Source organism: Bosea sp. AS-1, from assembly GCF_002220095.1.
Lineage (GTDB): Bacteria > Pseudomonadota > Alphaproteobacteria > Rhizobiales > Beijerinckiaceae > Allobosea.
On the sequence record NZ_CP022372.1, the window covers coordinates 322,189 to 336,479 of the forward strand.

The 14,291-nt window shown below is 66.9% G+C and carries 14 protein-coding genes; 3 read left to right on the plus strand and 11 right to left on the minus strand.

Annotated elements, in window-relative coordinates; all coding sequences use genetic code 11:
* The first annotated feature begins 230 nt into the window (after positions 1–230).
* Positions 231–1,097: a LysR family transcriptional regulator gene (locus CE453_RS03225; protein ID WP_089173269.1), complete on the plus strand. Its 867-nt coding sequence runs from the start codon at positions 231–233 to the stop codon at positions 1,095–1,097.
* A gap of 44 nt (positions 1,098–1,141) precedes the next feature.
* Positions 1,142–2,185, plus strand: a complete 1,044-nt coding sequence (gene obgE / locus CE453_RS03230) for a GTPase ObgE (RefSeq protein ID WP_089173270.1) — start codon at positions 1,142–1,144, stop codon at positions 2,183–2,185.
* Here obgE and CE453_RS28420 read toward each other — a convergent pair.
* On the minus strand, positions 2,182–2,337 hold the full coding sequence (locus CE453_RS28420; protein ID WP_157732883.1) for a hypothetical protein: 156 nt from the start codon (positions 2,335–2,337) through the stop codon (positions 2,182–2,184). The genes obgE and CE453_RS28420 overlap by 4 nt on opposite strands.
* Positions 2,338–2,390: 53 nt before the next feature.
* A complete protein-coding gene (locus CE453_RS03235; protein ID WP_089173271.1) occupies positions 2,391–3,527 on the minus strand; it encodes a DSD1 family PLP-dependent enzyme in 1,137 nt (378 codons plus the stop codon).
* Positions 3,528–3,647: 120 nt separating this feature from the next.
* Here CE453_RS03235 and CE453_RS03240 point away from each other — a divergent pair, with 120 nt between their 5' ends.
* A complete protein-coding gene (locus tag CE453_RS03240; RefSeq protein ID WP_089173272.1) occupies positions 3,648–5,468 on the plus strand; it encodes an ABC transporter ATP-binding protein in 1,821 nt (606 codons plus the stop codon).
* A gap of 45 nt (positions 5,469–5,513) precedes the next feature.
* Here the strand turns inward: CE453_RS03240 and CE453_RS03245 are convergent, their stop codons facing one another.
* From CE453_RS03245 to CE453_RS03285, 9 genes are all read right to left on the minus strand, one after another.
* Complete coding sequence (locus CE453_RS03245; protein ID WP_089173273.1) at positions 5,514–6,035, minus strand: hypothetical protein; 522 nt, start codon at positions 6,033–6,035, stop codon at positions 5,514–5,516.
* Positions 6,036–6,046: 11 nt separating this feature from the next.
* Positions 6,047–6,976: a nucleoside hydrolase gene (locus CE453_RS03250; protein ID WP_198302245.1), complete on the minus strand. Its 930-nt coding sequence runs from the start codon at positions 6,974–6,976 to the stop codon at positions 6,047–6,049.
* Entirely contained in the window at positions 6,976–7,740 is a 765-nt protein-coding gene (locus CE453_RS03255) for an ATP-binding cassette domain-containing protein (protein WP_089177678.1), read from the minus strand. The genes CE453_RS03250 and CE453_RS03255 overlap by 1 nt, the downstream gene beginning before the upstream one ends.
* Before the next feature lie 82 nt (positions 7,741–7,822).
* Positions 7,823–8,767, minus strand: a complete 945-nt coding sequence (locus tag CE453_RS03260) for a sugar ABC transporter substrate-binding protein (RefSeq protein ID WP_089173275.1) — start codon at positions 8,765–8,767, stop codon at positions 7,823–7,825.
* 36 nt (positions 8,768–8,803) lie between these two features.
* Complete coding sequence (locus CE453_RS03265; RefSeq protein WP_198302246.1) at positions 8,804–9,760, minus strand: ABC transporter permease; 957 nt, start codon at positions 9,758–9,760, stop codon at positions 8,804–8,806.
* Positions 9,761–9,765: 5 nt separating this feature from the next.
* A complete protein-coding gene (locus CE453_RS03270; RefSeq protein ID WP_089173276.1) occupies positions 9,766–10,587 on the minus strand; it encodes an SDR family NAD(P)-dependent oxidoreductase in 822 nt (273 codons plus the stop codon).
* Positions 10,588–10,599: 12 nt separating this feature from the next.
* Positions 10,600–12,117, minus strand: a complete 1,518-nt coding sequence (locus tag CE453_RS03275; RefSeq protein ID WP_089173277.1) for a xylulokinase — start codon at positions 12,115–12,117, stop codon at positions 10,600–10,602.
* A 131-nt stretch (positions 12,118–12,248) separates the two neighbouring features.
* Positions 12,249–13,259, minus strand: a complete 1,011-nt coding sequence (locus tag CE453_RS03280; RefSeq protein WP_089173278.1) for a Gfo/Idh/MocA family protein — start codon at positions 13,257–13,259, stop codon at positions 12,249–12,251.
* 9 nt (positions 13,260–13,268) lie between these two features.
* On the minus strand, positions 13,269–14,291 hold the full coding sequence (locus tag CE453_RS03285; protein ID WP_089173279.1) for a Gfo/Idh/MocA family protein: 1,023 nt from the start codon (positions 14,289–14,291) through the stop codon (positions 13,269–13,271).

The following is a 14,291-nucleotide window of genomic DNA, read 5'->3' on the forward strand; positions in this document are numbered from 1 at the left end:
TTCTATGCCGACAGCCTGACCCGGAAAGCTTCCTTCGCCCTCCCGCATCGGCCGGCTTGCCGGTCGAGCGTTCCTATAGACCGCTTTCTCGTATCGGAAAAACGGATTATACTGATTTAACCATTCTTAAAATCGATGGAAGACCTGCGTTCCAGATCTGTACGCAGACGCCTTTCCAACGCGGAAAGCCGGCGCCCGTTTTTCCGCGAAATGCCCGATGGAGGCCCGTGATGAACGGTCATTTCGATCTCGCCGCGCTCGGGATGCTGGTTGCGGTCGCCGAAACCGGCGGCTTCACCGCCGCCAGTGCCCGGCTCGGCCGCACGCAATCGGCGATCTCGGTGCGGATCCAGGATCTCGAAAGCCAGCTCGGCCACAAGCTGCTGGAGCGCTCTCGGCGTGGCGTGACGCCGACGGATGCCGGCGAGCGGCTGATCGCCCATGCAAGGCGGCTGCTCGCCGTCGAGCGCGAGGCATTGGCCGATCTTGGGGGCGAGACGCCGTCGGGCCGGCTGCGCATCGGCGTACCGGACGACTACATGGATGCCTATCTCAGGCCGCTGATCGCGCGTTTCGCGGTCGAGCATCCCAAGGTCGAGCTGGAGGTGCATTGCGACCTTTCGAAACGGATCGAACCGGCGCTCAAGGCCGGCGAGCTCGACCTCGCCGTGGTCTCGCAGGACCCTAACCGGCCCGTCGGGGAGGTGTTGCGGCGCGAACCGATGATCTGGGTAGCGGCGCGCGGCCATCGGCCGGAGCTGCAGGAGACCCTGCCGCTCGCTCTGTTCTCGGAAGGCTGCCGCGCTCGCTCGCGCATCCTTGCGGCGCTGAGCATGGCCGGCAAGGCGTATCGGTTGGTGTTCTCCTGCTCGCATACCTCCGGCGTTCTCTCGGCGGTGGAGGGCGGCTTCTGCGTCACGGCCATTACCGAAAGCGCAGTGCCGCCCACGCTGCGCCGCCTGGGGCCGGCGGAAGACCTGCCGCCGCTGTTCGAGCTCACGGTGGGATTGATCATGGCGCCGCATCCGGGATTGGCCGCGCAGCGCTTCGCCGATGCCCTGCGCGAGGAAATGAGCGCTTTCCGATTGGCGGCGTGACGTGGCGGATTGCCCTTGCGCCCCGCGATCACTAGTGAGAACCCATGAAATTCCTCGACCAGGCCAAGATCTATGTGAAGGCGGGTGACGGCGGCGCCGGCTGCGTCTCCTTTCGCCGCGAAAAGTTCATCGAGTTCGGCGGCCCCAATGGCGGCGACGGCGGGCGCGGCGGCGACATCGTCGTCGAATGCGTGCAGGGCCTGAACACGCTGATCGACTACCGCTATCAGCAGCATTTCAAGGCCAAGACCGGCGAGCACGGCATGGGCAAGGATCGCCACGGCGCGAATTCGCCGGCCGTGGTGCTGAAGGTGCCGCCGGGCACCGAGATCCTCGACGAGGATGGCGAGACCAAGATCGCCGATCTGACCGAGCCGGGGCAGCGCTTCGTGCTGTGCAAGGGCGGTAATGGCGGCTTCGGCAACGCCTATTTCAAGACCTCGACCAACCAGGCGCCGCGCCATGCCAATCCCGGCCTGCCGGGCGAGGAGCGCTGGGTCTGGCTGCGGCTCAAGCTCATCGCCGATGCAGGGCTCGTCGGCCTGCCGAATGCCGGAAAGTCGACCTTCCTCGCGACGGTGACGGCGGCCAAGCCGAAGATCGCGGATTATCCCTTCACCACCTTGCATCCCGGGCTCGGCGTCGTGCGCGTCGACGGGCATGAGATGGTGCTGGCCGATATCCCGGGGTTGATCGAGGGCGCGCATGAGGGGCACGGCCTCGGCGATCGCTTCCTCGGTCATATCGAACGCTGCCGCGTGCTGCTGCATCTGGTCGAAGGCACGAGCGAGCATGCCGGCAAGGCCTACAAGATTGTACGCGAGGAGCTGGAGGCCTACGGCGAAGGTCTGGCCGACAAGCCGGAAATCGTCGCGCTCTCCAAGGCTGACGCGCTGTCGCCGGAACTGCTCAAGGAGCAGGTCGCGCGCCTGAAGCGGGCAGCGAAGCGGATGCCGATCATCCTCTCGGCCGCCTCGGGCGAGGGCGTCGATGCGGCATTGCGCGCGCTCTTCGCCGTGGTCGAGGAGGCGCGCCGCGAAGAGGCCGCGGAGACGGCTCCTGTGGCGGAAGGCGGTTGGCGGCCTTAAGGAGGCGCCGCTCGGAAATCGCGCCAGGCGCAGATGCGGTGCACGGTCTCGCGATCGGGCGCGGCTTCGCCGAAGGGCGCGACCGGCCAGTCCCAGCTTTCATCGAGCGGCGGCAGGGCGTTGCCGCGCATCAGGTCGAGCCGGAGCGTCATCCGCGCAGCCGGCGCCGCCAGCCGAAGGGCAAACTCGGCAGCATCCGGGAAAGTCAGGTCACGGCGCCCCGCGCGGCCACGGGCCAGACCGCTTCGACATGGGCGTCCGGGCTGTGCAGGCCGCGTACGCACACATACCAGTCGTGGAGGTTCACGGTCGGGTCGCAATGGCCGGGGATCAGCAGGATGCGGTCGCCGCGATGCGGCAGTGCGATCGGGTCGCCGGTCAGGATCCCGTGCTCATCGGAGGGCTTGGTGTAGATCGCGCCCTCGCGCTGGAACGGCACGGGCATGCCGGAATCGACGGAGGCGCTCTTGTGCCCCGCATCGACGATGGCGCGGTCCGGCACCGGCTTGCTCATCACGCCTGCGAGCACGAACAGGGCGTGCTCGAAGCTGCGGAAGGGCGAGCCGTCAGCCTGGCGATTGCGGGCATAGTCGGCGTCCATGAAGATGTAAGAGCCGCATTGAAGCTCGTTCCAGATGCCCGATTGCGTCTCGAGCTCGTAGGTGCCGGTACCGGCGCCGCTGATGATCGGGCATTCGAGCCCAGCCTGGGCGAGGCGCTCGACGGTGTTGCGCGCGGCGAGCCCCGCGCGCTCGATGGCCTCGCTGCGCTCGTCGATGGAGCGCATGTGCTGGGCGGAGCCGTGATAGGCTTGGATCCCGGCGAAGCGCAGCGTGTTCGAACGCGCGACCGCTTCGGCGACGCGGACGGCCGCTTCGCCAGGCGCAACGCCGCAACGGCGCCCGCCGACATCGATCTCGACCATGACATCGAGCACCACGTCGTGGCGCGCTGCGGCTTCGGCCGCGTCGCGCACGCCGTCGGCGTGGTCGACGCAGAGGCCGATCCGGGCCGTGCGGGCGAGAATGGCGAGGCGGTCGAGCTTGGCGGGGCTGGCGATCTCGTTGGTCACGAGCACGTCGCCAACGCCGCCGGCGACAAGGATTTCCGCCTCCGAGACCTTCTGGCAGCACTGCCCGACGGCCCCATGGGCGATCTGGCGCAGCGCGATCTCCGGACTTTTATGTGATTTGGCATGCGGCCGCAGACGAATCCCGTGAGCTTCGCTGAACGCCGCCATGGCGACGAGGTTACGCTCGAAGGCGTCGAGATCGAGCACCAGTGCCGGGGTATCGATCTCGGCGAAGCTCTGGCCCGGCTGCGCCGGCGGGGATGAAGGCATGGAGTCTCCTGAGTCGTTCGCGCCATGGGAGGACAGCTTCGTGTCCGGAGCAAGACCCCCTGGCTTCTTCGCGCCATGCGCCAGTGGCGCTTGGCGGTGCGGCATGGTAGGGCGCGGCCCATGAAGATCGGCCGCGTCACCGACGATACCCTCGCGCTCTTCGCCCGCGTCTGGCGTGAGCAGATCAGCCGCTACCTGCCGCAGATGGCGATGATCCTGGCGCTGGTCGTGGTCATCGCGGCGACGACGAGCTTCTATCCGCTCCTGATCAAGGCGGCCTTCGACGCCTTCGCCGACCCGCTGACGGCCGAATCGACCGGCTTCGTGCGACGCATGGAGCGCCTGGTCTCGAAATCGATCAACTACGATATCGGCGTGATCAACGCGGTCGCGACCGTGGTGGTCATCGTCACCGCGATCAAGGGCTTCTCGCTGCTGGCCCAGACGGTGATGACCAACAATGTCGTCAGCCGGATTGAGGCCGACATGCAGACGGAGCTCTACGGCCACCTGATCGATGCCGATCTCGCGCAGCTCCAGAAGGAAAACCCGGCCTCCCTCACGCAGCGCTTCACCACCGACTTCACCTTTGTGAAGGAGGCACTGACGCGCATCGTCAACATCGCCATCCGCGACGTGGTGACGGCGATCGCCCTGATCGGCGCGCTGTTCTGGATCGACTGGCAGATGACGCTGGTGGTGTTGCTGATCGCGCCCGTGATCGCCCATCCGATCGGCCGAATCGGCAAGAAGCTTCGGCGCATGGCCAACTCCCAGCAGGAGCAGACGGGCATCATGGCGAGCCTCGTCACCGAGAGCCTGCAAGGCGCGCGCGTCGCCAAGACCGATTCACTGGAACCCTATCTGAAGCAGCGAGCCGCCAGCGCCTTCGAGACGATCCGGGCGCTCAAGATGAAGTCGGCCAATGCCCGCGGCCGGCTCGATCCGCTGCTCGAAGTCGGCGGAGGCATCGCCGTTGCCGGCGTTCTCGCCGCGATCGGCGTACGCATCACCTCGGGTTCGTCGACCGTCGGCGATTTCACCGGCTATGTCTCGGCACTGCTGCTCGCTGCCCAGCCGATGCGCTCGCTCGGCAATCTCAACGCCATCGTGCAGGAGGCCGGCGCCTCGCTGAAGCGCTACTACGCGCTGCTCGACGAGAAGCCGAAGATCGTCGACCGGCCCGGCGCCAAGCCGCTCGCGATCGCCGCCGGCGGAATCGCATTCCGCCATCTGCGCTTCCGCTATCGCGAGGACCAGCGTGCGCTGGAAGGCATCGACCTCGTGGCGCAAGGCGGCAAGACCACGGCGCTGGTCGGGCGCTCCGGCTCCGGCAAGTCGACGCTGCTCGCGCTGGTGCCGCGACTCTACGACCCGACCGGAGGACGGATCGAGATCGACGGGCAGGACCTGCGCGACGTGACGCTGACGAGCCTGCGCCACCAGATCGGCGTCGTCAGCCAGGACGTTGTGCTCTTCGACGACACGGTGCGGGCCAACATCGCCTTCGGACGTCCTGGTGCCAGCGAGGCCGAAATCGTCGCGGCGGCCCAGGCGGCGGCGGCGCATGATTTCATCATGGCGATGCCGGGCGGCTACGACGCTTCGGTCGGCGAGCGCGGCCACAAGCTTTCGGGCGGCGAGCGCCAGCGCGTCGCCATCGCCCGCGCGATCTTGAAGGATGCACCGATCCTCTTGCTCGACGAGGCGACGAGCGCGCTCGATACCGAATCCGAGCGCCTGGTCCAGCAGGCGCTGGCGACGCTGATGAAGGGGCGCACGACCCTCGTCATCGCGCACCGGCTTTCGACCATCCGCGAGGCCGACCTGATCGTCGTGATGGACGAGGGCAAGATCGTCGAGACCGGCAGCCATGACGACCTGCTGACGCGTGACGGCGCCTATGCCCGGCTGCACCGGATGCAGTTCGTCGAGAGCTGAGCAAGTTTTCCAAGCCCTCAGAATGAGGGCTTGGAACAACATCCGCTACCGGCAGAAATCCGCGCAGCCGGCTTCCCAGAATGCTTTGCCGGATTCAGGTCCCGGCACGGAGGGCCGCGGCTTGCGGCCGGGCAGGTCAGCGGGAACCGGCTTCACCTGCTCCCACCAGCCATGAGCGCATTGCGAACGGAAGGCCATCTGGTCGGAGATCGAGGTGCCCTCTTTGTCCAGCACGATATCGAGCGCGACGCAGGCTTCACGCAGCCGCTCGTCATGGGCGTCGCTCGGATCATTCGCATAATCGTGGAAGGCCTCGGTGAATGCCTCCATCTCGCGGGCGATATGCGGCCAGTCGGTGCGCGCGAGGTTCCAGGCGTCCATCCACTCCCGCACCACGGTCTCGACCGCCTCGGCCTTGGGCTTGTCCTTCACCTTGCGGGCGGTGGTCAGCATGTGGCGCATCAGTTCGGCGCGGGCATGGGCGTGGCGCGCCCGTAGCGCGGTCTCCTGCATCTGCGCGATGGCGTCGGCCGCCTCCTGCTGCAGCGCTTCGACGAAATGCGGCATGGGGCGACCCTTCAAGGCAAGGTGGCGAGGCGCTCGATCATCCGCTCGAACAGCTCATGGGCCTTCACGGCCGAGACGACATGGGCGTTGGGTGCCTGTTTGAGACGGTTGTTCCAGTCGATGGTGGTGCGCCCGCGCAGCGGGCCGTCGCCGGTCTCGACCGCGACGAAGCAGTCGCGTCCCTCGAACAGCTCCGGCCAGAGCAGCCAGGCGATGACGCAGGGGTCGTGCATCGGATGCCCGTCGCTACCGAGACCACCGGGGCGGGGCCGGGTGAGCATGCCGTGGACGGCCCTGCCGGCAGCATTGCCGAGCGCGCCGATGCGGGCGATCTGGTCGTGGCTGGCAATGGCTTGCAGTGTGACGCCGAGGCCGAACATTACGATCGGCTGGCCGCAGCCGAAGACGACCGCCGCGGCATGCGGGTCGACATAGGCGTTGAATTCGGCGGCCGGCGTGATGTTGCCGAGCCCGATCGCGCCGCCCATCAGCACGATGCGTTTCACCCTGGGCAGAATGTCGGGGGCAAGGCGGAATGCCAAAGCCAGATTGGTCAATGGCCCGAGCGGGCAGAGCGTGATGCCGCCCTCGGGTGCGGCGCGGCAGAGATCGATGATCGCCTGCACGGCGTGGCCCGGTGCGGCTTCGCTGGCTGGAGCGGGGAGGTTCGCGCCTGCGAGGCCGTCTGGGCCGCAGACGAATTCGGCGGTTTCGAGCGGGAGGAGGAGCGGCCCCTCCGCGCCGCAATAGACCGGAACATCGCCACGCTTGCCGAGGTCACGGATGCGCAGGGCATTCGCCGTGGTCTGCGTGACCGGGACATTGCCGGCGACGGTGGTGATCGCCTTGAGATCGATTTCGCTCGCGCTGGCGAAAGCGAGGAGCAGCGCGACGGCGTCGTCCTGCCCCGGATCGGTGTCGATGACGATGGTTTCGCGCATCAGGCCGCCTTGGCGTTGCCGGCCATGATCATATGGGCAATGTCGTCAGCGGTCAGGTCGCCGAGAGGCCGGTCGACGTATTTGCGGCCCGTGCCCATGATCACGACGCGGTCTGCCAGCGCCACGACGTCGCGCATGTTGTGGCTGATCAGGATGACGGTGCGGCCATCCGCCTTGAGTTTGCGGATGAGGTCGAGGACGAGCGCGCTCTCCTTGACGCCGAGCGCCGCCGTCGGCTCGTCCATGATGATGATCTCAGCATTCCAGCGCAGCGCGCGCGAGATCGCGACCGCCTGGCGCTGGCCGCCCGAGAGCCGCTCGACGGGCCGGGTCATGTCGGTGACGGCGGCGGAGAGCTGCGAAAGGTAGCGCTGCGATTCAGCGAGCATCTTCCTCTTGTCGAGGACGCGCAGGAAGGGCAGCAGGACCGGCTTCGTCAGCTCCGAACCCATGAAGACGTTCTGGGCGATGGAGAGGCGCGGGGCCAGCGCCAGATCCTGGTAGATCGTCGCGACGCCATGGCTAAGCGCGTCATGCGGCGAGCCGAAGACGACTGGCTTTCCCCGCATGCTGATGGTGCCGCTGGTCGCCTCCTCAGCGCCTGAGATCACCTTGATCAGGCTCGACTTGCCTGCGCCGTTGTCGCCGCACAGCGCGACCACCTCGCCAGGGAAAATGTCGAGATCGACTTCGCGCACGGCGACGACGGCACCGTAGCTCTTGCCGATGCCGCGCAGCGAGAGGAGAGGGGTGGGATCGGTCATGGCCTGCCCATCAGAATGGTCGGTGCGGTCAGCCATCATGCTCGGGTCGCGCAGGATGCTGCCCGAGCATGATGGCGCACGCTCACTTCTTCAAAAACTGCTGGACGTTGTTCTTGTCGACCAGCACTGCGTCCATGAAGAGATAGGGGCCGCTCGCCACGGTCTCCTTCGGCTTCTTGTCGACGACGATGGTCTGGATCGCGTCGACCGCTTTCTTGCCCATTTCCTCGAAGGGAATCGACACAGTTGCCATGAAGGTCGAGTTCGGATCGGCGATGCGCTCGTAGCTCTCCTGGCCGCCATCAACCGAGACAAGCGGGATTTCGCCCTTCTTCACACCCTGAGCTTGCAGCAGGTCATCGATGATGTAGGCCTGCCCGTCGAAGGACGCCCAGATGCCGTTGACCTTGCCCTGATTCTGCAGGAGCAGCGCCTGCATGCCGGAGCGGACATCGTCGCGCCAGCTCTGGGTGCGGGCCATCGAGAACTTGCCGATGTCCTTCACGGCCTGGTTCTCGGCCAGGACCACGTCGAGGATCTTACCGCGGATGCGCGAGGCGACGTTGAGGTCGAAGCGGGCCGTCAGGATATTGCCCTGATAGCCGAGCTGGCCGAGCAGATAGAGGGCTGCATCGGCGCCGATCTTGTATTCGTTCGACTGGATGTCGAAGAGCGCATGCGGGCTCGAACCGGACTGCACGGTGATGACCGGAATCTTGGCGTCCTTGGCCGCCTTGAACTGGGCGTCGGCCTCGACCGGCTTGCCCATGGCGATGATGATGGCATCCACCTTCTTGGCGATCAGCGCGTCGAACTGCTCGGCATGCTTGGGCAGCGCGCCTTCCGAGTTCAGCAGCGTGACGTTCCAGCCCTTGGCCTTGGCAGCGGCCGCCGCCGCATTGGCGACGCGGGCATGCGTCTCCGAGGTGAACTGGAAACCGATGATGCCGAGCTCAAAGGCGCCGGCAGACTGGCCGAACGCCAGCAGTGCCGCAGCCGCGACCAGCATTTTTCGCAAACCGAACATGTGAACTCCCCTCTGTCGCTTCTTCGAACCTGAATTTCAGACCTTGAACGCCACTTTCCGGATCGCGCTGGCCGAAAAGGCGACGGAGCCGATCATGATCGCGCCGAGCATGATGTCCTGAACGTAATAGGCAGCCCCGAGCAGCACCAAGCCGTTGCCGAGCACCTTCAGCACCAGCGCCGCAAAGACCGTGCCGGGCACGTTCGGCTTGCCGGGTTCGAACATCGTCATGCCAAGCAGCACGGTCGCAATGGCATAGAGCAGGTAGTCGCCCGCCATGTTGGGAGCGGCAGACGAGAGGTTGGCGGCGAGCAGCACTGCCATGATGCTGGCGAAGACGCTCGCGAGCAGCAGGCCGATGCGCTTCATCCGCGCCGTGGCGATGCCGGCGAGCCGCGCTGCCTCGTCCGCCTCGCCGGTCGCGACCATATGGGCGCCGGTGCGGGTCCATTTGATCAGCCCCCAAGCGAAGAGCGTGGCGCCCATGAGCCAGAGCACGAGATTGGGGATGCCGAAGGTATAGCCACGCGCCAGCCCGGTGAACTGGGTCGGCCAGCGGCCGACGAAGGCGACGCCCTGGGTGATCATGAAGGCACAGCCGCGCGCGATGGCGCCAGTGCTCAGTGTCATGATCAGCGAGGGAATGCGCAGCCGCGTTACGCCGAAGCCGTTGAGGGAACCGAACACGATGCCGACGGCCAAAGCTGCTGCGACCGCCACGGCCGGCGGATAATGCAGGTGGACCAGCCAGCCGCAGACGACTGCCGCGAGGCTTGCGACCTCGGCGACGGAAAGATCGAGTTCCGCCACGGTGAAGGCGAGGGTGAAGCCGAGCGCCAGGATGGCGAGGAAGCTCGTATCCTTCAGCACGTTGATGATGTTGGTCGTCGTGGCGAAGTTCGGCGCGAAGACCAGGAAGAACAGGATCAGCGCCAGCCCGGCCATCGCCGTGCCGTAGCGGCCGATCAATTCGCGCAGGTGGAGGCCCCCCATCCGGCTCAGGCCCCTTTCGCGATGGTGGAGATCGGCGACAGGATCTCGATGCCGCCGGTGATCGGGATCAGCGCGCCGGTGACGAAGGCGGCGCCTTCCGAAAGCAGGAATGCGATCACGTTGGCGACATCCTCAGGCCGTCCCAGTCTCCCCAGCGGCGTCCGCTGCGCTGCGCCCTCGACCAGCGCGTTGAACTGCTGGGCGAATCCGTTGCGCACCATTGGCGTATCGATGATGCCGGGCGCAACTGCATTCACGCGGATTCCATGCGGGCCGAGCTGTTGCGCCATGCCGTAGGTCAGGGTCGCGACGCCGCCCTTGGCAGAGCCATAAGCGAGATTGGCGCCGCCATTGCTATGGGCGATCGAGGAGATATGGACGATGGCGCCGCCGTCTCCCTGCGCGATCATCTGCCGTGCGGCGGCCTTCGACATACGGAAAACGGCCGAAAGGTTGAGGTCGACGAGCCTGTCCCATTCCTCATCCTCCATCTCGACCATCGGTACCGGGCGCGAGGCACCGGCGCCCGTCACGAGATGATCGAGGCGGCCATAGGTCTTGACGGTGAGATCGACGAGGATGCGAGCGAAGTCGCGCTCCCGCAGATCGGCGGCGAGCGCGACGGCTTGGCCACCGGCAGCCGCGACCTCGGCTGCGACAGCATCAAGGCCGGGCTGGTCGAGCCCGGACAGTACGAGACGGTGCCCGGCGCGTGCGAGGATCGCCGCCAGCGCGCCGACGATACCACCGGAGGCCCCGGTCAGAAGCGTGACGGGGGCTTGTCCATTGCGCGTGCTCGTGACGGGATCGGAGGGGGTGGCGGTCATGAAGCGAGTTCCTCAAGGAGCTGTCCCGGCGCCAGCGAGCCCCGGCAACGGGCCGGGATTCTGCGCCAGAGCGGCAAGGTCGGCCGAGATCGGTGCGAGCACCTGCTCGCTGCGCCGGAAGAGCGCGTAAAGCGTGTCATAGGCGGCCTTCCGGGCCGGATCGGGCTCATAACGCCGGGCGATACCGACGAGCGCATCCTGTGCGGCGGCGAGCGATGCGAAATGGCCGAGCCCGGTCCAGGCGATGATCGCGGCGCCGAGCAGGCCGGGTTCCCTGGCGTTGCCGACGATGACGGGGCGGCCACAGAGATCGGCCTTGATCTGGGCCCAGACCGAATTCGCAGCGGCGCCGCCTCCGAAACGGATCTCGTCGACCGGACGGCCGAGCGCTGCCTCCGCCCGTTCCAGCACGATGCGATTGAGGCAGGCGACGCCTTCCAGCACGGCATAGGCGAGGTCGGTCGGTCCATGCTGGCGATTGAGCCCGATGAAGGCGCCGCGCAGGTTCGGATTCCAGTAGGGCACGCGCTCGCCCTGGAGATAGGGCAGAAAGAGCAGAGGCTGCGGATGGCGACGCCCCGCGAGCAGCCTCTCGATATGCTCGCCGACACTGCCTTCACCACCGAGCAGGCCCGACAGCCAGGTGGCGGTATCGGCGCCGTTCTGGCTCGGCCCGCCGAGATGCCAGAAACCGCCCCAGTCGACCGTGATCAGGCCTTCGACCTCGATATCCTCCGGGCCGAGCACGCCCAGAACCTCGGTGGTCCCCGAAATATTGTAGGCGTAGCCCGTCCGCAGAGCGCCGAGGCCGGCGACCGCCGCCCAGGTATCGTTGCAGCCACAGAAGACGGGCAGGCCGGCGAGGCGGTCGAGCGGGGCAGGCAAGCCTGCTCGAACCGGATCGACGCGATCGTTCGGCTCAAGCAGCGTGGGGATGACGGAGGACGACAGTCCGAGCGCTGTCAGGGCGGAGTCATCACCATCCGGTCGTGCGCAGGCGACGAGGCGCGCCATCGAAACCGGGTCGCTCACTTGCCGGCCAGTCAGCCGGAAGTTGAGATAGTCCTTGGGCTCGAGCACGCGAGCGAGTTCGCGGAAATGCTCCGGCTCGGCCTGTGCGAGCCAGGCGAGGCGCGCCAGCGGGTGAAAGGCGTTGATGCGGGCTGCTTCGAGGTGCGTGCCCAGTTTCCCGCGCAAGCCTGTGGCAACGACCTCGGCGCGGGCATCCTTCCAGGTCAGGGCGGGGCGAAGCTCGCGGCCGTCATGCCCGAGGAAGATCTGTGTGCGCGTGACCCCGCAGACGGCGATGCCTTCGATCTCGGAGAACAGGCCGGGCTCGTCCTGCGCGAGCCGGCCCGCGGCCTGGAGCAGCAGCTCCCACCAGGCTTCCGCCGTCACCTCGGAACGATCGAGGTGGTCGTCCAGCGCGGGGCCGGCAACGGCATGCTCGGCGCGCGTTTCGCCGTGCCGGTCGATCAGCGCGGCGCGAAAGCTGCTGCCGCCGAGATCGCAGGCGAGAACGACACTCATCGGACGCATCCGAAGCGGTCGGACGCGCGTCTGTCGGAGCTGATGGGGGTGCAGTGGCGGTTCACGAAACGACTTTCAGGCATCGTCCCTTGGAGCGCCGGAATCCGCCGGGAAGTCAAGAACCGCCGAGCTCAGGTGCTCTGCCGCGCGGCCCGCAGGATGTCGTCGACGAGCTTCTGCGAGGCCAGAGCCTCCTCGCCGGTGACGATCGGGTCGCGACCCTGCTCGATCGCATCGAGGAAATCGGCGATGACGGCACGGTGGGCGTCGTGCGGGAAGTCCATGATGTTGGCGCCGCTGCCGGTCGAGCCTTCCGCCTCGACGATCTCCTCGCGCCCATCGAGAAAGGCGAGGCTGAGCCGCCCGCCGATCAGCGACGCGAATCCCTTGGTGCCGGTGATCTCGATGCGCTCGGGATAGCCGGGATAGGCGGCGGTGGTGGTGATGAGGGTCGCCGGCGCGCCGCTACCGGTTTCGAGCAGAGCGGAGACATAGTCCTCCGTCTCCATCCGATGCAGCGCGGTGGTGCGGGCCTGTGCGGCCACAACCTTCGAGACGCCGACGAGCGAGCGGAACAGGTCGAGCGAATGGATCGCCTGCGTCAGCAGCACGCCGCCGCCGTCGCGAGCGAGCGTGCCGCGGCCCGGTTCGTCGTAATAGCTCTGCGGGCGCCACCAGGGCACGTTGAGGAAGGCGGCCTCGATGCTGCCGAGCTCGCCGGAGTCCAGCGCTGCCTTGAGCCGCAGGCTCGCCGGCCGGAAGCGATGCTGCAGCGTGACGCCGAAGGTCCTCCCGGTACGGCGGGCGGTGTCGACGAGACGCTGACCGCGCTCGCTGGTCAGTTCCAGCGGCTTTTCGACAAGGACATGCTTGCCGGCCTCGAGGCAGAATGCCGAGACGTCGAGATGGCTCGATGGTGGCGTCAGCACGATGACGGCGTCGACGGCGGGATCGGTCAGAACCGCGTCGAGATCGGTTGTGGTCGGGAAGGGGAACTGCGCGGCATAGGCCTTGGCGCGATCGGCCGTGCGGCTCAGCGCCCAGCGAACCTCGGCGCGGTCCGCGAGGTCGAGCAGGCTTTTCGAATGCGGCAGCGAGGCGGGGCCGAGGCCGATGATGGCGATGCCGAGCTTGCGTGTCATGACGGCTCCTCAGGGGCGCGCTTCAGGCCGCGCTGGCAACCATGTGGCCTTCGCCTGAGCTTCGAGCGCGAGGCGGCAAACAGTGAAGGTGTGGCGCTGGCCGACGGCGGTTTCGCTGCGGGCGCCGATATCCGCGATCAGGTCACGGAAATAGGTCAGCGGCTCGCGCGAGGCGTCGATATGACGTGTGCCGGTTCTGTCGACGAGGAAGACGTGGTCGGTGCCGGACCGGCCGGCGATGTCGACATATTTGCGCAGCTCGATGGTGCCCTCGGTGCCAAGGATGGTCAGGCGCCCGTCGCCCCATGTCGGCAGACCGTCGGCGGTGAACCAGTCGACGCGGATATAGCCGCCGGCCTTGTCGCTGCGCAGCAGGATCTCGCCGAAATCCTCGAAATCAGGGAAATCCGAGCCGCCGAAATGGCCGACGCCGGAGGCGACGATTTCGGCATCGTCCGAGCCGGTGAAGTGCAGGAACTGGTCGATCTGGTGAGAGGCGATGTCGGTCAGGATGCCGCCATAGTGGCGCTTGTCGAAGAACCAGTCCGGGCGGATCGCGCGGTTGAAGCGGTGCGGGCCGAGCCCGAGCGTCTGGACGACACGGCCGATCGCGCCGTCGGCAATCAATTTGCCGGCTATGATAGTCGCGGGGACGATGAAGCGCTCGGAAAAGCAGACCGAGAAGATGCGGCCGGTTTCCGCAACCGCTTGCTCGACCGCGGCGAGCTGGTCGAAATCGGTGACGCCCGGCTTGTCGACCATGACATCCTTGCCGGCCCGCATGGCCCGGACGGCGATGGCGGCGCGTTCGGCGGGGATGGCGGCGCAGAGGATGAGGTCGATCGACGGATCGTCGATCAGCCTGTCCGCCGTGCTTTCCGGCAAGGTCGGAAAGCGCTCGCGGAATCCGGCGAGCACCCGCTCGTCGCTGGTCGCGGGATCGAAGCCGACGCAGCTCGCGCCGGCTTCGAGAAGACCACCGACCATATGGTAGATATGGCGGTGGTCGAGGCCGATGGCCGCAAAGCGCAT